Here is a 24,010-nt window from a genome sequence, read left to right as displayed (position 1 = left end):
TACTATGCTAGATAGTAGACACGGAGGGAGATGGTGTGAGCAAGAAGTCGCGGAAGAAGTCCACGGCCCGGACCTCTCGGTCGAAGGTGCCCAGGCAGGTGGGAACGCTTCGGGAAGACCACGAGCAGGGCTCGCACGAGGGTGCCGTACCGGATGCATTGGCTGGGCAGGTGCCTCACGGCCGAGTTTCGGCACCGGTGGCGGCGCGAGAGGGCACGACCACATCACAGCGCCCGCGCCAGTCGGCCGACGCTGAGTCGCGCCCGCGTCGGGCTCGAGTCCAGGCTGCCCAGCCTAGGGGCAGTGGATGTGCGGCCGAGGTCGCTGCTGGCGAGCCGCAGGCGCTGGCCGCGACGTACTGGATTGATCCTGTGCCGTTCGACGAGCTGACCACGATGACGATCAAGTTTGCCGGTTCCCGTATCGGGCTGACTGGACGACCAGGGGCCGACGACCGTTTCGAACGATTCGAGCGAGTAGAGGGCATCACCGCAGACCGCGGTCCGGTCGCCGTCACCGCCCGTGTCCAGGGCATCAAAGCAGGCGAGTGGCGTGTGACGGCGATTCCCGTCCGGCAGGAGTCCGTCCGTGCCGGTACTTCCCGGAAGACGAAGTTCCGTCCCACCGTCTCGACGCATCGGACACGTTTGGCGACGCTGGTGTACGGACCGGCTGTTCGGCTAGCGACGTGGCCGGCTCTGGTGGGCGTGGGGGCGGTCGCTGCCATCGCTGTCCAAGCGATATTGCTCGGTCGTGAGGACCTCAACGTCGTGGCCGCGGTAGTGATCTCGGTTGTTGCGTGTCTCGTGGGGAACGTCGGCGCCCGGATCTGGTGCCTAGCTCTTCACCGCAAACACCCTCGACACTTCCTGACGGTCGGGGCGTGTATCCAGGGCTTCCTGCTCGGTGCCGTCGGTGCACTGGCGATCGGGGCCGCGGCCTTCCGGCTTCCCCTTGGGGCGCTGCTGGACGCTACCGCGCCGGGAATCTACCTCGGCATGGCGATCGGTAGGCCGGGATGTTTCTTCACGGGGTGCTGTGCGGGACGGCCGACGAGTTCGCGGTGGGGTGTGTGGTCGTCTGACCGACGAGTGGCAATTCGCCGGTTCCCAGTCCAACTCGTCGAGGCCGCAGTGGCCCTCGTGATCGGTGTGGCAGCACTCGCACTGGTGCTTGGCGTGCAGCCCCCGGTTCGCGGTGCGGTCTTCGTCGGCGCGCTCTCGGCCTACACGTTCTGCCGCCAGCTGCTGTTCCCGCTTCGCACCGAGTCCAGGACGCGGCTCGGGCGCTTGCTGACCATGGTGGCATGTGGGCTCCTTTTCGTTGCCAGCGCTGGGACATTCGCGATGTCGTAGCATGGGATTTCCTTAAGTTCCGCCCGGTCACGGAGCTCGACCGTCCATCGCAGAAGCCGGGTCTTGGTCTCGGAGGTGCCGCTGAGATCGACGATGACCTTGGCGACACGACTCGGTGCCGTACCGGAGTGGGTGATGGTCGGCACAGCGGTGCCGCGCTCGGGTGGGCGATCTGGCGTCGAAACAGGTCACGCACCGCAGCAAGGTCGACCGCGAGCTAGAGTTCTATTACGGAATCTAGTAGGGAAGCACGTCGCTGCCGCCAGTGATGTGGGCACGGAGGGGAAGGTCGATGTCTCCGAGCGGGTCTTGGCTCGGCCGTCCACTGACGTGGTTGCGGCGGCCGATGGCACGGCTCGCCGTCTTCGCAACTCTGCTTCTGGCAGCGCTTGTCGTCGGGCTGTGGGCGCGCCCTGTTGCCCCTCTGCTCAACGCTGACCAATGGCGTAGTGACGGTGATGTATGGACGCCGTTGCTCTTCGTGCTGGTCTTCGGGGTAGCCGCCCTGCTCTTCGTGCCCAGGCCAGCCCTATCTGCAGCCGCCGGAGCCGTATTCAGCCTGCCGGTGGCGCTACCCGTCGTGGTGCTCGGGACGGTGTTCGGCGCAGGTGTGGCGTTCTGGCTGGCCCGTCTGCTGGGCCGGGACGCTGTCGGGCCGTGGCTTCGCGAGGGGCGACTAGAGACTCTGGACGCCCTGTCCGTCCGACGTGGGTTCACCGCGACGGTCGTGTGCCGACTGCTTCCCCTCCTGCCGTACGCAGTGGTCAATTACGGCGCGGGAGTCACCCGCGTTCGGACGGTGCCGTTTCTCGCTGGGACTGCTGTGGGCACGCTTCCGGCTAACATCGCGTACGTCACTATCGGCAGTGCCCTGGTCGTCGACACAGCCTCGGGGTTGGTGACCTGGCTGGGATTCGCCGTTGCTGTGGTTGTTCTTTCTGCCCTTGCTTGGTTCGGGAGGCGGCGCGTGTTGCCCGGAGCCGCATCAGCGCGTGGTTGGGAGCCGCTCGAAGCCGAAAGCTCCTCCCCGTAGCGCTGACCGGTCTCTGTCCTTTTCTCCTCGCAGTACGGATTGTTCCCCGCTCTTGTTGCAAGTTGAACCGACTGGCTGGCACCGACAGGCGTGGAGCGCGAAGGACTACGTGGTCCGTCTTCGGCACCAGCGAACGTCGAAGCCTGTTCCGCATGACATAGGCGTAGCTCATGAAGACCCCGTCCGCGATGTCGAGCAGGCTCATCCCCGCGGCGAAGAGCACGGTTGCGTGGATCGCCGTGGGTTGGCTCGGGATTTGGTGCCGCAAGGTGGGCGTGTTCCGATTCAACGCGCCGAGCTCCTCATGATCGGTTGTCCTATCTACAACTAGATTGTCGGGTGGTTGCACGGGATTTCCGGCTCGCTGGCGGTCTGGGCGCCGTTTCAACTCGGTCTCGCAGAATTTGACTCGTCTTGCGAGCGCTGTTCTCGTCCGCCTGTGGCGCCATCGCTTCGAAGCGCCAAGTGGATCTTCTCCGAGCTGATCGCCCGGAACCACATCGGCGTCTGTGTGCGGGATGTGACGATGGTGACCCGGACCTCGGTACTCCGCCTCGCATGTATACTATGTCGAATAGTAGAGACTCTGGTTGTCTTCTGCGAGAGGTCGGTGTTCGATGGAAGCCGAGCGTATTGGTGTGCGTCAGCCGTTCCGCGAGGGCGCAGGCACAGCAGGGAATCGCATGTCTCTGAACAGGCGGCGTTTTCTCGGTCTCGGGGCCGGACTGGCCGCTCTGGGCGTTGCTCAAGCGTGCGCTGGCCCGGCGGCGCCATCGCCGGTGGCTTCCTACGCGCCGCAGATCGGTGCTCGAGAGCGTGTCCGGAGGGCCGCTAACGCGAACGTGGTCAACGTCGACCTTCGGGCCAAGTGGAGCACTGTAGATCTCGGGGGCGTGCACGTGCTGACCTGGACGTTCGACGACCAGCTCCCTGGCAAGGAGATCCGGGTTCGACGTGGGGACGTCCTCCGCGCGAAGCTGAGCAACGAGCTCGGACAGGACACCTCCATCCACTGGCACGGTATCGCGTTGCGCAACGACATGGATGGTGTCCCTGACCTTACGCAAGATCCGGTTCGGCCGAACTCGACGTTTGACTACGAGTTCGCGATGGCCGAGCCGGGAACGTACTTCTTCCACCCGCACGTCGGTGCGCAGCTGGACCGGGGGCTGTACGCACCGCTGATCATTGAAGATCCGAACGAGGCTGGCCGATATGACGCCGAAGCGGTGATCGTCCTCGACGACTGGTTGGACGGGGTGACAACCAACCCTGATGCCAAACTGGCCGAACTACAGCGGCAGGGCATGTCGATGGGCGGTATGGACCACGGCGGCATGGGGCACGGTGTGATGCCGGGCATGGATACCACCGGATCAGAGTCACCGTTGGGCAGTGACACCGGCGACGTGCAGTACCCGCACTACCTCCTCAACGGACGGATCCCGACTGCGCCGACGACCATCGCGGCCAAGCCCGGACAGCGCCTCCGGCTGCGCATCATCAACGCGGCGGCGGACACCCCCTTCCGCGTCGCACTGGGCGGCCACCGGATGACAATCACCGACACCGACGGTTTTCCGGTACAGCCGATGGAGACCGACTCGCTGCTGATAGGCATGGGGGAGCGGTTCGACGTCGTCGTCACCCTCTCTGACGGCGTGTTTCCCCTCGTGGCGTCCGCGGAGGGCAAGCAGGGGCAGGCGATGGGGCTGGTTCGAACTGGTGGGGGAGCCGTGCCCGGGCCGGAGGTGCGGCCCAGGGAGCTCGACGGTCAAATCGCGATGGCCAATGCCCTGTCAGCCGCCGAGCCCGTTCGTTTCGCGCCGAAGCGCCCCGACCGCACGCACACACTCGAGCTTGGCATGGACATGTCGGTCCCGTATCGGTGGACCATCAACGGACAGACCTTCGATGAGCACACACCCCTGCCGATCGCACAGGGCGAGCGAGTCCGGCTCCGTTTCGTGAACAAGACGATGATGTTCCACCCTATGCACCTGCACGGCCACACGTTCCAGCTCGTTTCCGGTCAGCGCACCGGTGCACGCAAGGACACGACGATCGTGCTGCCTATGCAAACGGTCGAAGCAGACTTCGAAGCCGACAACCCGGGACAGTGGCTCGTGCACTGCCACAACATCTACCACGGCGAATCCGGGATGATGACGACGCTTTCGTACCTGGCATGAGGTAGATGCACTGAGGCTTGGGCGCGCCGCAGCGTGCCGAGCCTCAGCGCGGTGATGACTCGGTGGCCGTGTTGCGAGTCAACGAAGGGCCGGTTACAGCAGGCAGGTAAGAATCCCGACAGCCGTCAGAATTCCGATGCCTGTCAGGGCCGGGGCGGACGCAGCCATCACCCCGACGGTGCCGGAAACGAGGAGGCGCCTTGCCGCGGTGGTGTTCTCCGAGAGTCGGTCGAGATGTTCCAACCGGAGAGCAACGCCACTGTCAGCCATTCCGAGAGCATGCTGAGGTGTTGAGGGGCCGCCGGTTTTGGACATCGTGCGCAGCGCTGACTGCACAGCGTTAGTACCGTGCTTTCGGGCTGCTTCAAGGTCGGCTGCCAGCTCGATCGCGGTGCGCACCAAGTCGGGCGAGCGCCGGGTCAGCGGCACCCAGGGCACCGACTTGGCCAGCGCTTCGGCGAAGCCGACCAGCAGGTGGTGGCGGCCACGGAGATGGGCACGTTCGTGCTCAAGCACCGCAGCAGCGTTGACTTTTCCCAGCTCGTCTCGGACGCCCTCAGTCGCCACGACGAACGCTGGGCTACCCGCCACGCTGTATGCCAGTGGTGCCGGGTGAGGCAACCACATGGTGGTGAACGGACCCGGTTCGCTGTGAGCGGTGATCCTGAGCAACTGCAGGTGCTTGTGGTGCAGTTGTCGCTTGTGGCGTCCGTACCGCAGGAGCCCACGACCGACCTGTGCGGCCGTGAGGAAGGCGACCACGAATAGCGCCAAAGCTGCCATTTCGTGAGTGCGAGGTACCGCACCGTGACGAACGGCGACCCAGCAATGGTGGATGAGCTGGATGAGCACTGGAGCCGGCCCATGGGTCGGCAACAGGATGACCGCCAGCGTGGCGATCACAGTCATGAACGTCGCACCCACCAGGACGATCCATGTCACCAGCACCGCCTGCGGATCGACCTTGCGCCGGACCATTCGGTCGAGGACAGCAGGGCCAGAACAGGCAACCGCGACGACACCGACGAGGAGAGCGAGCGCGAGGATCATTGCTTCGACCGACGCCTCAGGCCACGTCGCAGGGCCGCGGACTCGTCCTCGGACACCGACTTCGCGAAGTGCAGCAGAACCGCTTGGGGGGAGCCGCTGGCATCCAGAAGCTCACGCAGCGTCCGAGCAGCTGCTTCTTCGCGTCCTTCGGCCGGGGTGTACTGGTAGGCGCGGTTGTGCATCTCGCGCTCGACCCAGCCCTTGCGGTGAAGGTTGTCCATGACCGTCATGACAGTCGTGTACGCGAGATCGCGAGTCGTGTTGAGTTCGCTCAACACCTCGCGAACTGACATCGGGCCGTACGCGCGCCACAGCACGTCCATCACGGCGCCTTCGAGATCGCCCAGACCTTGCATGTCACCTCCTGCTAGTACAACGAGGATACGGCTTCGTCGGTGTTTGGGAACGAAGCCCTCCGAATCACAAGACGCCTCACCGATCAGCCAAGGGCGTTCGAACCTGGAACGTCTGGCCACCGTTGGTTGAGACCATGACTCCGGTCTGGGTCGCGACATACCAGCGACCTCCAGCCACCGCCGTGGCCTGCGGCGTGCTGTCCAACTGGGCGCGCGCCTCCCACGTCTTTCCGCCGTCCGGGCTCACGAAGGCGCGTCCCTGTGGGTCTACCGCGTACACGGTGGCGTGGTCGACCCAATCGAGGAAATACAGCAGGGGTGCGCCGGGGATCAGGGTGAAGGTCATTCCTCCGTCAGAGCTGCGAACCGGGCCCTGCTCGGTGGTGGCGAGCAACTCGTTCGCCAACGCCGGACTCACCGAGAAATCGGCCATGACCACGGGTGCGCGCTTTTGCCACGACACGCGGTCCGTGCTCACCATGAACTCACCTGTGGTGCTGCTGTAGCCGTACACCCGGCCGTGCTTGGCCTCCAGGCTGTGGAAGTCGACCTGCCCGGACAACGAGAGCGGCCGCCAGCTGCGACCACCGTCGGTACTTTCAATCAGCCCGAGATTCGCCGGAGCGTCGGCGAGCTGAGGGTCGGGATGTCCGCTGCCGAGGAAGTGCTTGGGCCCGGCGATGGTGAATCCCATCGTGTCCTGCTGCAGCTCGCTCACCCTCTGCGGGGGCCCGCCCTGCGGAAGCCGGAACAGACCGTTGTGGGTAGCCGCGTAGAGCATGCCGTCTGCGGGGTCGACTCCCAGCCCGTGCACGTGGGTCATCGCTTGGTCCGCAGTCCCTCCTCCCGTTCCGCCGTCGTTGCTACTGCGGTTGCCTGCCCAGATCGCAACGACGGCTCCCGCGATCAGCAACAGTGCTGTGATCGTCAGCACGGTGACACGCGTCTTGGCTCGCTGGTCGGTGGACGACGGCAGTAGTCGGTTCGGTGTCATGGGATCCTGAATTTCTCGAGGACTGACGTTGGTAGCGCCAGGATGACTCGGGTACTAGCGATTCTAGTACCTCGTCTGGGAACGTTGATCGGCTTACTTGGACTTGTCCGCCACCTACTGGTTCGAGGGCGAGTTGCGCAGTACCCACCCGTGGCTCTCGCCCCGACGCTCTGAGCGCGCACGCCGATCGGATCGCGCCCGTTGCCCGGCAGAGGATTCCCTGCCAGCCAGGTCACCACTGAACTGGCTGAGAAGCTCCGACGGACGTGATTGAACTGGTCGGCGGAGACCTTGGTTACCTGGCTGGCCCATCCCGCTGAGTTCGGCGGGTACTCGTGCAGACCCTCGCGCGCTGGGCACGCACCTGAGACGTGAGCAGCGCGCGAGAGAGTGGACCTCAGCCGACGATGCGGCGGGCGCCGATGTAGTGGCCGTCGCCCTTGATGGAACGGACGTCGACGAGTTGTCCCTCGGTCGGGGCATCGACCATCTTTCCGCCGCCGACGTACATGCCGACATGGTGGATCTGGGAGGGGTCGCCGCTGCCGTCGTCGTAGAAGACGAGGTCGCCGGGTTGGAGCTGGTCCTTGGACACCGGCTTGCCGGCCGTCCACTGGGTGCGGCTGCTCGGCGGGATGGAGATACCGGCCTGCTTGTAGGCCCACTGGGTCAGGCCCGAGCAGTCGAAGGTCGTCGGTCCCTTCGATCCCCACTCGTAGTCGGAGCCGCGCTTGGACAGGGCCGCCTGCAAGGCGGCGTTGGCAGCACCCGGAGGCCCGAGGTAGGAGCCGGTGTCGACGGGACCCTGCAGGCGCTCCCGGTCGGAGTCGTTGAGATCGTTCAGCGCTTGGCGGACCTGCTCGATGCGGCCGTCGAGATCCGTCTTGCGTCCTTGGACGTCGGAGACAAGTTTTGCGGCTGCGTCGGTCGCTTGCTGCGCGCGGAGTTCGGACTCCTGGGCTTGCTCACGAGCGCCCTTGGCGCGCTCGGCCGCGTCGTTGAAGTCGTTCAGCACCTGCCTGTTGTCTGCGGCCAGTGACTCGAGAAGTGTCGCTTGGTCAAGGAAGTCGTCCGCGCTCTTGCTGGACAGCGCAGTGGTGAGTTGGTTGAAGCGGGCGCCGCGGTAGGCGGCGCCGGTGAGGTGGTCGACTTCACCGCGAAGTCGTTCCTGATCGCGTCGCGCCTGGTCCTCGAGCTGCCTCGCCTGGGCGACCGAGGACTTGGCCTTGGCCAGCTCGGCCTCGTTGGTATCCAGGGCCATTTCCGCGTCGGCGAGGTCCTCCTCGGCGTTGGCCGCCTCCGCACCCAGTTCCTGGTACTCCTCAACCGGGTCTGAGGGCTGCGCTCCGGCAGGTATCGCGACCGTTCCTGCCATCATAGCGATGGCCGAAGCCGCGAGAGCCACTTTCATCGACCGCTTGAGCCGGTGTGACGCCACGTTGGGAAGTCTCCTCTGTCCTGGTGGTATCAGCCCGGAGCGCGACGACGATCCAGATGCGATCAACCACGTCTGCGTGCTGTCTCGGGGCTCCCCGCGGCCCGGACGCGGAACTTACTCGAGACGTGCATGAATGTCTACTATTGCCAATCGTAGATACGTACGGGAATCATGTTGTCACTGTTCGTTGAGTATCCTGGTTCCCAGGCTCACCGGCCGGCGGATCGAGTGGGCAACGCCGTGTCGCCGCTACGGCACAATTTCCCTGCCCCGCCCCGAATTCAACCGACCCGCCGCGTTCGAGCTGCACTGCCCGCACATGAGACGGCGCCTCGAGAGCGAGTCACACGCACCGTTGTTACCCGGAAGGTCAGAGCGCCGTGACCGCGCTACGGGGCCGCTGGTGGCTCGCGCGCATCGTGGCTCGAGCACCTTCCGTCGCAAGGCACAACGGGTGCTCGAAGGCCTAAACCGTACCTTCTGGCTGGCTGCGCAACGGTTTCACGTTTCGGCTGTCAGGGCCACGCTCGACGGATCGTCACAGGCCCAACGGTGAGGTCGGCACGGCCGACCGAGCTCGTACCCGCCCCACCAGCCCCGCCGTGGCTGGTGGCTTCCACAAGATGTTGCAGGGCGAACGGCAACGTCGAATCGAACGGCAAGCTGGTGTGAGACATCGCAAGATGGTTGGGGCCTCGGGTTCCCAGTCGCTACGGTGGGGTTCGTGAAGGAGTGGATCGCCGGGAGACGGCACCGGAAGGGCTTGGTCTTGCTTCCGGTGGCACTGTTGGGGCTTCTCCTGATCCAGCTCGTTGTGCTGCCTGCGGCTGGGATGCCGGCGCATGAGGCAGTGATGTCTTCGCCCGCGGCTTCGGCTGATATCCCTGCTGGCGAGCATCTGGCCCAGAACGCTTCTGGGAGCCATGATCACGCCAAGCAGGCTGGCCATGATCATGGGAAGAGCGATGGGCCGGTGTGCCATGCCGCCGGTCCGCATTACGCAGACATGGTGCCTGGACGCTCGTGGGAGGACGATCTCGCGAAGCTGGGTTTGGGTGTCCTGCTTGCGGTAACCGCCGCTGGGATGCTGGCCGCCCTGCTGTCGGCGCCGAGGCCACCGCCGCATTCCGACCGCTGGTGTTCCCGCCCACCATGGAGACCGTCCGGGGTGGATCTTCTGACACGCGTGTGTATCGCGCGAACCTGATTTACCTCGCAGCGTCGCGTGCACGATTCGTGAAGTTCCCGGCGACCCTCGCGCCCTGTTGAGGCGCCCTGCTGAGTCCTGTCGCTTCCGGGACAGGTGTCTGCGTGCCCTGACCCTGACCCGGGCCGTGCTGCGGTATGGGCTCAGTGGTCCGGTTGCCGGGTTGTTTGTGGATCCTCGCGATGCTGCCTGCTGTTACCTGACTTTTTGTCTTTTTCAGCCGAGTGCGGCTGCGCCCCGAACGCGCCGCATTGCAGGAGGTTCGCAGTGATTCACGATTCTGTTCTCAGCTGTGTCGGATCAACCCCGATGGTTCGTCTCGACCGCTGTTTTCCCGAGCCCGATACCGAAGTGATCGCCAAACTGGAAATGCTCAACCCCGGCGGCAGCATGAAGGATCGGCCCGCTCGCTTCATCGTCGAGCAGGGCCTGCGGGACGGGACCCTGCATCCGGGTATGCGTCTGGTCGAGAGCACCTCGGGCAATCTCGGTATCGCTCTGGCCATGGCGGCCAGCCTGCACGGCCTGTCGTTCACCGCGGTCGTCGACCCCAAGACCTCGACGACGAACCTGCGCCTGCTCGCGCTCTATGGTGCCGATGTCGAGATGGTGACCGAACTGGACGAGGCGGGTGGTTACCTGCACACGCGTGTGCGGCGCGCGCGGGAGCTGGCCGCTGCGCCTGGCGCGGTGATGGTGAATCAGTATGCCAACGACCTGAACTGGCGGGCCTATCACGAAACGGCCGGGCAGGAGATTCTGCAGACCGTGGCCGGGTCGATCGATTACCTCGTGGCCGCGGTCTCCACTACCGGCTCGATCCTAGGCATGGCCCGCCGACTGCGGCAGCAGCACCCGAACATGAAGGTCGTGGCGGTGGATGCCGTCGGCTCGGTCATCTTCGGAGCACCCGCCGGACCGCGGCAGTTGCCCGGTTTCGGAGCCAGCCGAGTACCGGAAATCCTGAACCAACAGGAGATCGACCAGGTGCTGCACGTCGGCGATGCGGACTCCGTGGCGGGGTGTCACCGTCTGCTGGAGACGGAAAAGATCTTCGCGGGCGGCTCCTCCGGAGCTGTCGTGGCTGGTATCGACAAGCTGCTCCCACAGCTGGAGCCTGGAGCCCGGGTGGTCACGATGCTTCCCGACCGCGGGGAGCGCTACCTCGACCTGGTCTACGACGACACGTGGGTCGCTGGCCTGCCGGACGCGCAGTGGGAACCGGAAGCGGTCGACGCGGTCGCATCATGACCCGGCGAGAGCTCCAGACCTCCATCGGGCCGCGGCGGCGCGGCCCCGTGGAGGCGGACAGCAAGAACCTGATGTTGCTGTGGGCGGGGCAGTTCGTCAACACCGCCGGGTTGATGATGCTGGTGCCGATCATGCCCTTCTACCTCAAGGACATGGGCATCCAGGGGGTCGCGGCAACGCAGACGTGGGCCGGGGTGGCCATCGCTGCCCCGGCGCTGGCCTTGACTGTGGCCACTCCGCTGTGGGGTCGGCTCGGTGACCGGATCGGTCGCAAGTGGATGGTCGTCCGCGCTCTGCTGGGGCTGGCGCTGGCGATGGTGGTCATGGCCCTGGCTTTCAGCCCACTGGTGTTGGTTGCGGGCCGCTTGCTGCAAGGTGCGCTGGGTGGAGTTGTCGAGGCAGCGGCGGCGTTCGCGGGGTCGGCCGGTTCGGACAACAAGCGGGGCTCGTCGCTGGGCAAGTCGTTCAGCGCGACCGCAGCCGGTGCGTTGGTCGGTCCGATCGCCGGGGGAGTGTTCGTCGGTGCAGGTGGTTTGCGGCAGCTCATGTTCGTGATCGCCATTGCTGCGGTCGTTCTCGCGGTGGGATCCGCCGTCGGCCTCCAGGAACCGGAACGGTCACGTTCCAACGGGTTTCAGGCGTCTCGGGGAGCTAGTCGTGGCGCGATGCGAGTTCCCGGCGCTGTGCCGCTTTCGCTGGCCGCTGTCGGAGCTTACTTCGGTGTCTACGGGCTGATCCCTGTTTTCGCCGAGCACGTCAGCGGAATCGTCACGGCACCAGACTCCGCGAGCCTGTGGGTGGGTGTGCTGCATTCGGTGATGTGGGGTGCCACGCTGCTGGGCTCGTTCTGGTGGGGTCAGCGCAACGACGTCACCGGCCGTCCGGTGCGTGCCTTTGCCTTGGCTGCGGGGGGTTGCGCTGTCAGCATCGCGGCGGTCGTGCTTCCGTTGGGGCCGCTGGCATTGATCCCGCTGCGGCTGGTGCAGGGCTTCTGCTTCGCCGCGCTCGCTCAGTCGCTGTTCCTGCACTTCAGCCGTCACGCGCCGGAGGAACGGAAGAGTTCGTTGGTCAGCACGGCCAACAGCTTCCTGCTGATCGGGCAGTCCGCCGGGCCGTTGTTGGCCGGACCGTTGGTACTGGCCATGCCTGTCAGTGGTGCTGTGCTCGTGATGGCCGCCGCCTCCGGCCTGGCCTGCGTGCTCGCACTCGGTCCGGCCCGCGCGGAGAAACACGCCGTCGCTGACAGCGCTGGTCACGATCACGCGGAGACGGAAGAGACGACTCAGCTTTCGCTGTCGAGCCCACGATCGTGAACGCACACAGCACCGCAGGGGAGGCGAGGAATTCGATCCGCTCGGGCGTCGACGCGCACCCCTTCGGTGCCTGGATGCTCGCACCCGAGCGTTTGCATGGCCTTGTCATGCCCCCGACCCAACGGGATCTGCACGCCACTGCGGCGGCGGGCAGCCGTTTGGCTCGCAAAGCAACCACCTTTGGGCCGAAGCCGCATCCCTCTTTGGTCCTGCGCACACTCGACACCCCAGCAGGCCGAGAACGAAACCGAGCGCCGTTGGCGACGTCGCTGTGCTTCCCCTCGTAGCGTGGAGACCTGAACTGGAAGAGATGATCAGGTCGTGGGAAACAAGAGGCGTCGGTTCGATCCGGAGTTCCGGGCGGGCGCGGTGCGGATCGTGGCGGAGACCGGGAAGCCGGTCGCGCAGGTTGCGCGGGAGTTGGGCGTTAGCTCGTACACGCTGCATAACTGGGTGAAGGCTGATCGTGGCCGCGCCGAGAGGGAGCAGGGTGAGCTGGATGAAGCCGAGCGCGCGGAGCTGACGCGGTTGCGGGCAGAGAAAGCCGCATGGGACAAGGAGAAAACGGAGTTGGAGATGGAGCGTGATGTCCTCAAGCGCTCCGTGGTCCTGTGGGTCAAGGATGCGATGAACCAGTGATCGTGGCGGAGTTCATCGCATCCCAGAGGACCGGTTTCGGCGTTCCGCACGCGATCGCCTGCCGGGCCTTGGGAGTCTCGCAGTCCTGGTTCTACAAGTGGATCAACCGTAAGCCCACCCGGCGTGAGCAGCGGCGCGCACAGCTGGATGAGCAGATCCAGACGCTGTTCACCGCCTCGGGCGGCACCTACGGCAGCCCTCGGGTCACCGATGATCTTCGGGAAGCCGGCTGGAAGGTTTCGGAGAACACCGTGGCGGCACGGATGTCCGAATTCGGCCTGGCCGGCCGCCCGGTGAAGCGGCGTCGGTCGTTGACCCGGTCCGGAAAACGGCCCGTGGCAAAGGATCTGGTGCGCCGGAAGTTCACCGCCGTGGCTCCGGATGTGCTGTGGTGCGGTGACGTCACCCAGATCGACACCGATGAGGGACCGCTCTACCTCGCCACGACCGAGGACCTGTTCTCGCGGCGGATGCTGGGCTATGCGATGTCGGCCCACCACGACTCAGCGCTGGTGACAGCCTCCCTGCGGATGGCCGCCACCACCCGCGGTGGCGATGTCGACGGGGTGATCTTCCATTCTGATCGCGGATCCGAGTACACCGCCGCGGCCACCGGCAGGACCTGCCGGGCGCTGGGTATCACGCGATCGATGGGTCGGGTCGGATCAGCGCTGGACAACGCCGCCGCCGAGGCGTTCAACAGCACCGTGAAGGTCGAGTTCGTCCACCGGCACCACTTCGCCACCCGCGCCGAAGCACGCCTGAAGATCGCGACCTGGATCGCGGACTTCTACAACACCACCCGCCGACACAGCGCGAACGACGGCATCGCCCCGATCCCGTTCGAGCACCAGATGGCACAAGCACGAGCCACCGCAACACCCCAGGTCACATCCGAAGTGGCATAACACCGTCTCCACGATTCAAGGGGATTGACATCGCCCAGTGCCCGTCGAACACAACAAGGACGAGGCTGAGCCTTAGGATGGAGCGTGTGCGAGACCGGTCGGCGTTCGGCCCGTGGTGGCTGCTGGTGTTAGTTGCGTTCGCTGTGGTGGCCATGCACCACGCGCCGATGACGCACGCCAACGGGTCCTCGCTACCGGATATGCCGTCTGCGGTCAGCGCCGCACACCATTCCGAGGGCGCGAACCAGCCCCTGCCCACCACCCACGTTGGCGCGGCGGCAATCGCCATGTCTCTCGTGTCCGCAGGCAGCGACGAGCCGGGCATGGGCCACGGCCTACTGCACCTGTGCCTGGCGGTTCTGGTGGGAGCCGCCGCTGTCGTGCTCGCCTGGCTGACACTGTGGATCGGACCCGACACTGCCTCGCACCGATCGTCGATGCCTACGGGGATCGGTCCCGCTCGACCTCCGCTGCCTGTTCCTCGCAGGCTCGCCGTGTTGTGCGTGCTTCGACTGTGAGCATCCGCCGCCCGCAACGCACGACTGTTGCGGACGCGCCCTCACATTGAACGGCCATGAACACGCACGACGGAGGAACTTCAAAATGAACAGTATTCGCGTAGCGGGTGCTTCGGTCGCAGTGGCAGCCGCGGCCCTGCTGGCTGGGTGTAGCGGCTCGGACCAAGGCATGTCCGGTATGAATCAGGGCACTCCGCCGAGTGCTTCGCAGCCGCCTGCTAGCGCTGGCCAGCACAACGAGGCTGATGTGGCCTTCGCGCAGGGCATGGTGCCCCACCACACTCAAGCGATCGAGATGTCGCAACTGGCACCGGAGCGGGCGCAGTCCGAGCAGGTGAAGGACCTCGCGCGCCAGATCGAGGCGGCCCAGGGACCGGAGATCGACATGCTGACCGGTTGGCTACAACGGTGGGGAGCCCCGGCACCGCAGAGCGAAATGCCTGGCATGGACCACGGTTCGATGCCAGGCATGGAACACGAGGGTATGCAGGGCATGATGGCTCCGGAGGACATGCAGAAACTCCGGCAGGCCAAGGGTGCCGAGTTCGACCGCATGTTCCTGACGATGATGATCGAACACCACGAGGGCGCGGTCGGCATGGCTCAGACCGAGCTGGCTCAAGGCCAGTTCCCCGAAGCCCAACGGATGGCTGAGCAGATCATCAGTAGTCAGCAGGCCGAGATCACGACCATGCAGGACTTGCTGAAGCAAGGCTGACACGGCCGACGGTGCCACTCGCCGATGAGGCGAGCGGCACCGTCACGCCGCGGTCCGGTGGGGAATGAAGAGAACCGCTTACCTATTGCCGCAGTGCGAGGGTGGACTGACCCGGAGTTCGGCGCTGAGCGTACCGAGAGCGTTGGTGCGATTGACCTGTGCGCGCAGACTGGGCATCAGTACCCGGGAACACAAGCCAATGGTGATCTCGAGGATCAACAACCAGCCGCGCACACGCCGTTGCCGAGACCATGTCAGCGGTGAACGGCTCATCTGGGTCCTCCGTATCGACGCGGTCGAGCCATGTTTGAAGCACGGCCCCTGTCCGCTCACGTTTGTGTTTGTCAGGAGCCTGTCGTGGTGACCAACTGAGGGGAGGCGCTGCTGGTCCTCGTTTCTGGTGTGTCGGTGATGGTGCTGCGGAATCGGCGCAAGCGCAGGCTGTTGGCGACGACGAAGACGCTGGAGAAGCCCATTGCCGCCCCGGCGATCATGGGGTTGAGCAGTCCGGCGGCGGCCAGCGGCAGGGCAGCGACGTTGTAGGCGAAAGCCCAGAACAGATTGCCCTTGATCGTGCCGAGAGTGCGTCGCGCGAGCCGGATCGCGTCGACCGCGGCACGGAGGTCGCCGCGGACCAGGGTGAGGTCGGAGGCTTCGATGGCGACGTCGGTGCCGGTGCCCATGGCGAGTCCGAGGTCGGCCTGCGCCAGTGCGGCGGCGTCGTTGATGCCGTCGCCGACCATCGCCACCACGCGACCTTCCCGCTGCAACCGTGTGACCACGTCGACCTTGTCCTGGGGGAGTACCTCGGCGATGACCTCGTCGATACCGACCTCGGTGGCCACGGTGCGGGCCACTGTGTCGTTGTCTCCGGTGAGCAGCACCGGTTGCAGGCCGAGTGTGCGCAGTTGCGCGATGGCCTCGGCGGAGGTCGGCTTCACTGCGTCGGCGACTTCGAGAACCGCGCAGGCTCGACCGTCCCAGGCCACGACGACCGCTGTGTGACCCTGATTCTCGGCGGTGGTCTGCGCGGCTGCGAGGTCGTCCGGGAGCGGTTGGCTCCACTGTTCCAGCAGCGCGGGTCGCCCGACCAGGACGGCGTGGCCGCTGACGACTGCCTGCACTCCGAGGCCTTCGACGTTGGTGAACTCCTCCACAGCGGGGAGTTGCCCGACTCGATCGGCGGCACCGCGTGCGATCGCTCGCGCGAGCGGGTGTTCGGAGGCGTGCTCGGCGGCACCGGCCAACCAGAGCGCTTCGCTTTCGTCCACGCCGTCAGCGGCGTGCACCGCGATCAGCGACATCTGCCCGCTGGTGACCGTGCCGGTCTTGTCGAGCACGACCGTGTCGATGCGCCGGGTGGACTCCAGCACCTCGGGTCCCTTGATTAAGATGCCCATCTGGGCGCCCCGGCCCGTGCCAACGAGTAGCGCGGTCGGGGTGGCCAGGCCGAGTGCGCAGGGGCAGGCGATGATCAGCACCGCGACGGCGGCCGTGAACGCGGCCGCGGCACCGGCGCCGCTGAACAGCCAGAACGCGAGCGTACCGAGGGCCAGTGCGATCACGATCGGGACGAAGACCGAGGAGATGCGGTCGGCGAGTCGCTGGACGGCCGCCTTGCCGGTCTGTGCGTCTTCGACGAGCTTGGCCATCTGGGCCAGCTGGGTGTCCGAACCGACCCGGGTGGCGCGCACGACAAGGCGCCCGCCGGCGTTGACCGTCGCACCGGTCACGGAGTCACCCTGGCCGACCTCGACGGGGATGGATTCGCCGGTAAGCATGCTGGCATCAACCGCGGAGCTGCCCACCTCGATCACGCCGTCGGTGGGGATCTTCTCGCCAGGGCGGACAACGAAGTGGTCCCCGACCGCGAGCTGATCAGTGGAGATGCGCTGTTCGCGGCCGTCGCGCAGGACCGCGACGTCCTTGGCGCCGAGTTCCAGTAGGGCGCGCAGAGCCGCGCCGGCGCGTCGCTTGGACCGGGCTTCGAAGTACCGGCCGGCGAGGATGAACGTCGTTACCCCGGCGGCGACTTCGAGGTAAATGTTCCCGTCGCCGCTTCCCGATTGGACGGTCAGCTCGAACGGGTGCGTCATTCCCGGCATTCCGGCCGTGCCGAACAGCAGCGCGTACAGCGACCAGGCGAACGCGGCCAGGGTCCCCATCGAGATCAGTGTGTCCATAGTGGCCGCGCCGTGACGCAGATTCGTCCACGCTGCCCGGTGGAACGGCCACGCGCCCCACACCACGACGGGAGCTGCCAGCGTGAGCGAGATCCACTGCCAGTAGGTGAACTGCAACACAGGAACCATCGCCAGAGCGATGACAGGAACCGACAGCACCGCGGAAATGATGAACCGTTCCCGTAGTGACCTGGTCGGGTCGTCGGCTTGGCCCTCGTTCGTGGCGGCTGCGTCGTCGTCGGCGGGGTGGGGGAATGTGGCGGTGTAGCCAGCGGCTTCGACCTGGTCGACGAGCTGTTGTGGGTCCGTGCCCTCCGGGTAGGTCACCTTGGCCTTCTCGGTCGCGTAGTTGACCGTGGCGGTGACTCCGTCGAGCTTGCCCAGCTTCTTCTCGACCCGGACGGCGCACGAGGCGCAGGTCATGCCCCCAATGGCCAGCTCGACCTCCTGGCTAGGCGAGCTGGTGGAGCGATCAGTGGTGGTACTCATGGAGCCCTCCTGTGCATGTCCGTGGTCAGCCGGTGCCGGACTGACGAGGCCAGCCCTGAAAAGCTCGCCTTCGGTACCCCGGCCTGTGTCGCTCGTCCAGAAGTCGGGTCCGTGGCCTCCGGTGCACGCGGAGGTGTGCACGGCAGAAGTGGAATCGACGGCTGGCGAGCAGCGGTGTCCGCTACTGGGCTGCTAGCTGGTAGCCGGCTTCTTCGACCGCGGCGCGCACGTCCGCGTCGCTGAGTGGTTCAGCGCTGGTCACGGTTACTGCGCCGGTGTCCACGTCGACTGCGACGTCGGAGACGGTGTTGATCTCGTTGAGTTCTTCGGTCACCGACCGGGCGCAGTGTTCGCAGGTCATACCGGTCACGGTGTAGGTCGTCTCGGTCATGGAGCATCCCTTCGTGGTTTGTCGCGGTGTTCTGCTGGGTGATCAGGAGCGCACCAGGCGAGCGATCGCGTCGCTGGCTTCGCGGACCTTTTCGTCGGCGGCGTCGCCGCCTTCGGTGAGCGCTTCGGCGACGCAGTGCTTGAGGTGCTCGTCCATCAAGCCCAGCGCCACCGACTGCAGCGCTTTGGTCGTTGCGCTGACCTGTGTGAGCACGTCGATGCAGTCCTGATCGCCTTCGATCATCTTCGCCAGCCCGCGGACCTGGCCTTCGATCCGGCGTAGCCGCTTGGCGTACTTGTCCTTGTCGTGGGTGTATCCGTGCATCGTGTCGTCCCCCCAGCTTTCTTCGTGGGTGGATCAAGGCTTGTCTTGCCTGGGGCTAGGTGGGTCGCATCGGCCGGAGCCAACACTCACCCTAACACCCATACCCCCTAAGGGTATTCCAATCGGCGATTGACGGGCCTCCATCTGTGCACATTCCCTTACCCTGCTGGTCATCGGTCCGTTGGTGATCGACATCAGGTCAGATCAGTGGATCGGCCCTGGAGCCGGGTTGGCTACCTGGTGCCCTCGACCAGGTCTCTGTGCTGGGCGGCGTGAGCGCGCGTTCTGGCGGGTAGTCAGTCACGCTAGGAAGACTCGTGATCTCGACCAGGGAGGTAGAGATGGGTCACGCGCTGGCCTCAGAAGGGCGAGCTGCAGTGTTTGTGGTCTCGGCGCTGTTCCTCCGGTGTGGATCATGAGCGGATTCGTGGCGGCCCTGCTGCTGCTTGTCGTCGCCGTGGGGGTGGTCGGGGTCGTGTACGGGGTCGCCTGGCTTGTGCAGGTGGCGCCCGGCAGCGCGGTCACGGTGCCGTTCCTGTCCGGCAATGCACCATCCGAGCACGCCTTTTCGCGCTTTCACGTGCGGTGGTATGTGCTGACGATGGTCTACCTGGCGTTCGAGATGGAAATGTTGTTCATGTATCCGTGGACTCTCGTCGTCTCCTCGGTGGGGACGAGTGCGGTCGTCGAGATGTTCGTGTTCCTGGGGATTTTGCTGGCCGGTGTGGCCTATGCGTGGCGGGAGGGAGCGCTGCGATGGGCATAAGCGCCGCCTTGCGGCGTTTTTCGGCAGGGATGCCTCATGTGCTGATTGCTGAGGTCCCCGGGGGGACGGCTGCGCGGATGGCGGTCGAGCAGCTGCTGCGCCAGTGGGGGTGGGTGGAGGCTCTTGGTCCGGCCGATGCTGATGTTCTGGCCGTCGTCGGGCCCGCGGGGCCGCAGTGGACGAGCTTTGCCGATCAGTTGTGGGACCAGGTCCCGCGTCCACGGGCTCGCGCGCACGTCAAGGACGCCGACGATGCCGCGGCTGCGTTGGAACGGGCGGTGGGTCTCTTAGCTGATGAGGGCGAGCGAATTCGCCCCGGAGGTGAAGGTCCGAGTCAGCGTGCGCGGGCAGGTGGGGGTCACACAGAGCAGGGTCACTCCGGTGACCAGTCTCAGGGGCACGAGCACGGTGGCGGCGGTATGGACATGCCGGGGGGTGTGCCGATGGCTGATCGTGGGCCGGACCGGGACGGGCTCATGCTCGATCAGCTCCATGTCCCGCTCGGCCCGGTGTTGCCGGACTGGCCCGCTGGTCTGGTGCTGCACACCACGCTGCAGGGCGACGTGCTTCAGGAAGCTCGTGTCGAGGTGGTTCGTGAACACGGCTACGTGGCGGACTTCTGGAACGAGCCGTGGCGTCGGGCGGCGGCAGGCGAGTCCGTCACCGTAGGCGAGGCCGCTCGGCGCCGCGTGGCGGCGCACCTGGACAGCCTCGCCAGATTGCTCGCCGTAGCGGGCTGGGAGGACGCGGCGCTGCGTGCGCGACGAACCCGCGACGAGGTTCTCGCGGGCTCGCCTACCGAGGTGACCGCTCGTCAGGTGCATCGGTTGGCTCGGCGGCTGCGCCGGTCTCGGACACTGCGGTGGCTCACCGACGGGCTCGGCATCCTCCCGGCAGCAGTGGCCGAGGCCGCCGGAGTGACTGGGCCTGCGCTGATGGCGTGTCGTGCTGGGGGTGATGTGCGCGCGCGGTGGCAGGCATGGCTGGACGAGGTCGAGCAATCGGTGCTCGGCATCGACGACACAGCGCCATGGGCTGTCCTCGATGCCGGGCCACGAGGCCGAGTAGGCGCTGCTGGCGGGTCGGCGGCGCTGCTGGAGGTGCTTCCTGAACTGGTCGAGGGGGCCGAGCTGGCCGGGGCCAGGTTGATCGTGGCCAGCTTGGACCCCGACCTCGCCGAGCTCGACCACGCGGTTGTGGAGGCGGCTGATGGGTGAGGCTCCTGTGTGGAGTGTGGTCGTGCTGCCCGCGCTGCTGGGGGTGGGCGCGTTCGCGGCGGTGGCCTTCGACGCGGCCCTTCACGTGCGTGCGGCTGGGCGGCCGGTGTCGGTGTCGGTGATTGCGCCGCTGCGCGCGGTGGTGCGGCTGCTGATCACGCAACGGCGCGCGACCACGGCAGCCGACGTCGTGCTGTGGCGCACCGGTGTGGTCCTCGTTCCGGTCCTTGCGGTGCTGGCCGGGCTGGTGTTGCCACTGGGCGGGGTGGCCGTGGCGGATCTCGCGGTCGGGGTCGTGTGGTTCAACGCGATGGAGATCCTGGCGTGGGCGGCGGTGTGGATGGCCGGCTGGGGCCCGAATGCGGCGCTGTCCCTGGTCGGTGGTTACCGGTTCGTGGCCCAGGGGTTGGCCTACGAGTTGCCGCACATGTTCGCGCTGATCACGGCAGCCACTGCGGCGGGCACGTTGCGGGTGGGCGGGATCGTCGAGGCTCAGTCCGGTTTGTGGTTCGTGGTGTGGATGCCGGTCGCTTTCGTCGTCTACCTGCTCAGTGCGATGGCGATGGCGTTCTGGGGCCCGTTCGACGCGCCGCTGGGACGGGATCTCGCCGGGGGAGCGGCGGGGGAGTTGTCCGGGGTGGACCGGCTGGTGTTCCTCGGCGGGCGGTGGTTGCTGCTGGTGGTCGCGGTGGCGATGTCGGTGCCGCTGTTCCTCGGAGGAGGCAGTGGTCCATGGCTGCCGGGCTGGGTGTGGACGGTGCTCAAGACGGCCGCGGTGTTGGGCGTGGTCGTGTGGTTTGGTCGCCGGTTTCCCACGGTGCGGATGGAGCGGTTCGCCGAGCTTGCCTGGGTGGTGCTGATCCCGCTGACGATTCTGCAGGCGTTGGTCGTCGCGTTGGTCGTGTTGATCCGGTGAGGAGGAGTGCGTGGTGACGGTCGCCTTGTTCTGGCTGTTCGCGGTCGGCGCCCTGGTATCCGGGTTCCTGGTGTTCTGGTTGGACTCGATGGCCCGGGTGACCTTCGCGCTACTGGCCTCATTCGTGTTCGTCGCCGCCGAAGTGATCCTGCTGGGGCTGGCCTACCTCGGTGTGGTGATCGTGCTGATGATGGTCATGGAAATGGTGATCATGGTCGTGTTCATGATCATGTACATGATGAATCCCGCCGGGCTGATGCCGATGGCGATGTATCACAACAAGACCGGAGCCATGGCGCTGTCGGTGGGCACCTTCGTGGCGCTCGCGGCGGGCATCGTCCTCGTCGACTGGCCACAGCGCACCGGGGCACCGCCGCCGGACCCGACGTTCGCACTCGGACAAGCACTGATGGGCCCGCACATGCTGACCATGATGACCCTCGGGGTGGCGCTGTTCGCCACAATCGTGGCCACCGTCGTGCTCGCCACCCACCGGGGACGCTACGACCGGCTCGGGGACGACCTGCGCGCCACGCGGGCCGACGATCCGGTGGGCGGGGGGATCGGTCGATGAGTCTGGAGGTGTTCCTGTTGCTCGGTGCCGGGCTGTTCGCCATCGGTCTGTTCGGTGCGCTGTCGCAGCAGTCGATCGTGATGCTGATGATGGGCTTGGAGCTGATGCTCAACGGCGTTATCGTCGCGGCGGCGGCGTTCTGGCACTACGTTGCTCCGTCCAATGCGGACGGTCAGGTGCTGATCATTGTGGTGATCACCGCGATGGCGGTGGAGATGGCGGTCGGTTTCGCCGTGGTGACGGCGATTTTCCGCGCTCGGGATGTGGATATGACCGACATGGCCGCGGATCTCAAGGAGTAGCCGATGGGCGCGCTCGCATGGCTGCTGATCGCGGTCCCGCTGGGCACCGGGGCGGTGCTGGCGTGCACCGGGAGACGAGGCGATCGGATCGCGGCGGTGGTCGGGATCGCCGCCGCCGGGCTCACGGTCGTGCTGGCCGTGCTGGCATCGGTGGTGCGCCCGGTCGCGACCGCGGGGTTCCTGCGGGGGATTGACGCGGGCGTGGCGGTGGACGGGCTCTCTGCGGTCCTGGTGGTCACGGTCGCGGTGGTGACCTTGGCGGTGCTGGTTTTCGCTGCGGGCGAGTTCGGTCCGGACGAGTCGCGGGCTCGGTTTACCGGGCTGATGTTGCTGTTCGCCGGAGCCATGCTCGTCACGGTCACCGCCACCGGACTCGCCCTGCTGCTCATGGGCTGGGAGGTCATGGGTGCGACGAGCTGGGCGCTGATCGGGTTCTGGTGGCGCGAGCCTCGCCGGGTGCACGCGGCCAACGTGGCGTTTCTGACCACCCGGGCTGCGGATCTCGGCCTCTACCTCGCGGCCGGGGCGGCGGTTGCCGGCGGTGTCGGCACGCTCGCGCTCGCGGAGCTTCCTGCGGCGACGTCTCCGTGGCTGACCGTGCTCACCGTGGGCATCGTGCTGGCCGCGCTGGGCAAGTCGGCGCAGGTGCCGTTCCACTTCTGGCTCTCGCGCGCCATGGAGGGCCCGAGCCCGGTCTCGGCGTTGCTGCACTCGGCGACCATGGTCGCCGCTGGCGCGTATCTGCTGCTGCGGCTGCACCCGTTGCTGGCGGTCTCGGGCTGGGGTGGGCCTCTGGTGGCCTGGTTCGGTGCGGGCACCGCGCTGGTGCTCGGCCTGGTTGCGGTCGCCCAAAACGACCTCAAGCAGCTGCTCGCCGCCTCGACCTGTGCGCAGATCGGGTTCATGGTGCTCGCCGCGGGTATCGGTGGAATCACCGCGGGCACGATGCAGCTGGTCGCGCACGCGGCGACGAAGTCGGCGCTGTTCCTGGCGGCCGGGGCGTGGTTGACCGCGCTCGGTACGAAGGCACTGCCCTCCTTGCGGGGTGCCGCGCGGCGCTACCCGGTGGTGGGCGTGACCTTCACCGTCGCCGCCGCGTCGCTGGCCGGGCTGCCCCCGCTGTCGTTGTGGGTGACCAAGGATGCAGTGCTGGCCGCGGCGGTGGAACGCGCGCCCGTCCTGTACGTGGTCGGACTGGCCGCCGCGGTGGTCTCCGCCGTGTACAGCATCAAAGCGATCTGGTTCGTCTGGCAGCCGGAACCTCCCGGTGCCGAGACCGGTTGGGACACCGAGCAGCCCGGCGCCCGCGCGGTGTCTACGTTTGCCTGGCCGATACTGGCCGTTCTGGCCGGATTGGCGGCGGTACTAGGTGTGCTCGGCATCCCCGCAGTGGGCGACAGCGTGCGAGGACTGCTCGGTGCCGGACCTGGCGCCACACCCATGGCGTGGGAGCTTGCGCTGTCGGCGATGCTCGCCGTCGGTGCGTCAGCGCTCGCCTGGTGGTGGGGAGACCGGCCGGTGCCAGTCGGCGCAGCCGCACGGCGGTGGCTCGCAGCGTGGTTCGGGTTCGAGCGCGCCGCCACGGTGCTCGTCGTGCGACCGACGATGGCGCTCGCTCGCGCCCTTGCGGCCTTCGACGATCGAATCCTCGACCGGGCGGTGATGGCCGTGCCCGCACTGGGTCTGCGGCTGGCCAAGCTGGCCGACCGGCGCACCGAAATCCCTGTCGACGGTCTCGTGCACGGCCTGGCCCGCGGTGCCGGGTGGCTCGGAACGCTCGCCCGTCGCCCGCAAACGGGGCAGCTGCACCAGTACTACGCCCAAGCCGTCGCAGTGCTGGCCGTACTTGCCCTGTTGATCATTCTCGTGAGGTAGC

Annotated in this window: 22 protein-coding genes; 15 read left to right on the top strand and 7 right to left on the bottom strand. The window is 66.5% G+C overall.

The features are described 5' to 3' along the window. Positions 1-395: 395 nt before the first annotated feature. The 3 genes from GIY23_RS12485 (at position 396) to GIY23_RS12475 (ending at position 4,580) form a co-directional block, all read left to right on the top strand. The gene (locus GIY23_RS12485) at positions 396-1,355 is read left to right on the top strand and encodes a prolipoprotein diacylglyceryl transferase family protein (protein WP_154076818.1); all 960 of its coding nucleotides are present in this window, start codon (positions 396-398) and stop codon (positions 1,353-1,355) included. Positions 1,356-1,701: 346 nt separating this feature from the next. After that, positions 1,702-2,388, top strand: coding sequence for a TVP38/TMEM64 family protein (locus GIY23_RS12480; protein ID WP_187351859.1), 687 nt, complete (start codon positions 1,702-1,704; stop codon positions 2,386-2,388). A 617-nt stretch (positions 2,389-3,005) separates the two neighbouring features. Continuing rightward, positions 3,006-4,580 (top strand): multicopper oxidase family protein, encoded by a 1,575-nt coding sequence (locus GIY23_RS12475; protein WP_228717254.1) that lies wholly within the window; start codon positions 3,006-3,008, stop codon positions 4,578-4,580. A gap of 93 nt (positions 4,581-4,673) precedes the next feature. On the opposite strand, the gene GIY23_RS12470 is transcribed toward GIY23_RS12475, so the two are convergent. The 4 genes from GIY23_RS12470 to GIY23_RS12455 form a co-directional block, all read right to left on the bottom strand. Continuing rightward, positions 4,674-5,630 (bottom strand): M56 family metallopeptidase, encoded by a 957-nt coding sequence (locus GIY23_RS12470; protein WP_154076816.1) that lies wholly within the window; start codon positions 5,628-5,630, stop codon positions 4,674-4,676. Next, on the bottom strand, positions 5,627-5,986 hold the full coding sequence (locus GIY23_RS12465; protein WP_154076815.1) for a BlaI/MecI/CopY family transcriptional regulator: 360 nt from the start codon (positions 5,984-5,986) through the stop codon (positions 5,627-5,629). Before GIY23_RS12465 ends, GIY23_RS12470 begins: the two co-directional genes overlap by 4 nt. A 76-nt stretch (positions 5,987-6,062) precedes the next feature. Beyond that, on the bottom strand, positions 6,063-6,980 hold the full coding sequence (locus tag GIY23_RS12460; protein ID WP_154076814.1) for a F510_1955 family glycosylhydrolase: 918 nt from the start codon (positions 6,978-6,980) through the stop codon (positions 6,063-6,065). Positions 6,981-7,377: 397 nt separating this feature from the next. Beyond that, a complete protein-coding gene (locus tag GIY23_RS12455; protein ID WP_154076813.1) occupies positions 7,378-8,418 on the bottom strand; it encodes a C40 family peptidase in 1,041 nt (346 codons plus the stop codon). A 1,474-nt stretch (positions 8,419-9,892) separates the two neighbouring features. Between GIY23_RS12455 and sbnA the strand changes: the two genes are divergently transcribed. From sbnA to GIY23_RS12425, 6 genes are all read left to right on the top strand, one after another. Next, on the top strand, positions 9,893-10,876 hold the full coding sequence (gene sbnA, locus GIY23_RS12450) for a 2,3-diaminopropionate biosynthesis protein SbnA (protein WP_154078803.1): 984 nt from the start codon (positions 9,893-9,895) through the stop codon (positions 10,874-10,876). After that, positions 10,873-12,189, top strand: a complete 1,317-nt coding sequence (locus GIY23_RS12445) for an MFS transporter (protein ID WP_154076812.1) — start codon at positions 10,873-10,875, stop codon at positions 12,187-12,189. The genes sbnA and GIY23_RS12445 overlap by 4 nt, the downstream gene beginning before the upstream one ends. A 321-nt stretch (positions 12,190-12,510) precedes the next feature. Then, the gene (locus GIY23_RS12440) at positions 12,511-12,828 is read left to right on the top strand and encodes a transposase (protein WP_154076811.1); all 318 of its coding nucleotides are present in this window, start codon (positions 12,511-12,513) and stop codon (positions 12,826-12,828) included. 2 nt (positions 12,829-12,830) lie between these two features. Continuing rightward, positions 12,831-13,736: an IS3 family transposase gene (locus GIY23_RS12435; protein ID WP_222850139.1), complete on the top strand. Its 906-nt coding sequence runs from the start codon at positions 12,831-12,833 to the stop codon at positions 13,734-13,736. Positions 13,737-13,822: 86 nt separating this feature from the next. Further along, positions 13,823-14,254 carry a hypothetical protein gene (locus tag GIY23_RS12430; protein WP_154076809.1) on the top strand — a complete coding sequence of 144 codons (432 nt, stop codon included), beginning with the start codon at positions 13,823-13,825 and terminating at the stop codon, positions 14,252-14,254. 247 nt (positions 14,255-14,501) lie between these two features. Beyond that, a complete protein-coding gene (locus tag GIY23_RS12425; protein WP_323844909.1) occupies positions 14,502-14,972 on the top strand; it encodes a DUF305 domain-containing protein in 471 nt (156 codons plus the stop codon). Positions 14,973-15,316: 344 nt separating this feature from the next. Here the strand turns inward: GIY23_RS12425 and GIY23_RS12420 are convergent, their stop codons facing one another. From GIY23_RS12420 to GIY23_RS12410, 3 genes are all read right to left on the bottom strand, one after another. Continuing rightward, on the bottom strand, positions 15,317-17,644 hold the full coding sequence (locus tag GIY23_RS12420) for a heavy metal translocating P-type ATPase (RefSeq protein WP_154076807.1): 2,328 nt from the start codon (positions 17,642-17,644) through the stop codon (positions 15,317-15,319). A gap of 181 nt (positions 17,645-17,825) precedes the next feature. After that, a complete protein-coding gene (locus GIY23_RS12415; protein ID WP_154076806.1) occupies positions 17,826-18,035 on the bottom strand; it encodes a heavy-metal-associated domain-containing protein in 210 nt (69 codons plus the stop codon). Positions 18,036-18,077: 42 nt separating this feature from the next. Further along, positions 18,078-18,359: a metal-sensitive transcriptional regulator gene (locus GIY23_RS12410; RefSeq protein WP_154076805.1), complete on the bottom strand. Its 282-nt coding sequence runs from the start codon at positions 18,357-18,359 to the stop codon at positions 18,078-18,080. A gap of 415 nt (positions 18,360-18,774) precedes the next feature. Between GIY23_RS12410 and GIY23_RS12405 the strand changes: the two genes are divergently transcribed. The 6 genes from GIY23_RS12405 (at position 18,775) to GIY23_RS12380 (ending at position 24,009) form a co-directional block, all read left to right on the top strand. After that, a complete protein-coding gene (locus tag GIY23_RS12405; protein ID WP_154076804.1) occupies positions 18,775-19,125 on the top strand; it encodes an NADH-quinone oxidoreductase subunit A in 351 nt (116 codons plus the stop codon). A 443-nt stretch (positions 19,126-19,568) separates the two neighbouring features. Further along, on the top strand, positions 19,569-20,342 hold the full coding sequence (locus GIY23_RS23020) for a hypothetical protein (protein ID WP_228717253.1): 774 nt from the start codon (positions 19,569-19,571) through the stop codon (positions 20,340-20,342). Further along, positions 20,335-21,258, top strand: a complete 924-nt coding sequence (locus tag GIY23_RS12395) for a complex I subunit 1 family protein (RefSeq protein WP_154076802.1) — start codon at positions 20,335-20,337, stop codon at positions 21,256-21,258. Before GIY23_RS23020 ends, GIY23_RS12395 begins: the two co-directional genes overlap by 8 nt. A 10-nt stretch (positions 21,259-21,268) precedes the next feature. Continuing rightward, the gene (locus tag GIY23_RS12390; RefSeq protein ID WP_154076801.1) at positions 21,269-21,832 is read left to right on the top strand and encodes an NADH-quinone oxidoreductase subunit J; all 564 of its coding nucleotides are present in this window, start codon (positions 21,269-21,271) and stop codon (positions 21,830-21,832) included. Next, positions 21,829-22,134 (top strand): NADH-quinone oxidoreductase subunit NuoK, encoded by a 306-nt coding sequence (gene nuoK, locus GIY23_RS12385; protein WP_154076800.1) that lies wholly within the window; start codon positions 21,829-21,831, stop codon positions 22,132-22,134. Before GIY23_RS12390 ends, nuoK begins: the two co-directional genes overlap by 4 nt. 3 nt (positions 22,135-22,137) lie before the next feature. Next, a complete protein-coding gene (locus GIY23_RS12380) occupies positions 22,138-24,009 on the top strand; it encodes an NADH-quinone oxidoreductase subunit 5 family protein (RefSeq protein WP_154076799.1) in 1,872 nt (623 codons plus the stop codon). Position 24,010 lies beyond the last annotated feature (1 nt).

The organism is Allosaccharopolyspora coralli, assembly GCF_009664835.1.
Lineage (GTDB): Bacteria > Actinomycetota > Actinomycetes > Mycobacteriales > Pseudonocardiaceae > Allosaccharopolyspora > Allosaccharopolyspora coralli.
Note: the sequence above shows the minus strand (reverse complement) of the source record. Positions and strands in the feature narration are given on the sequence as shown.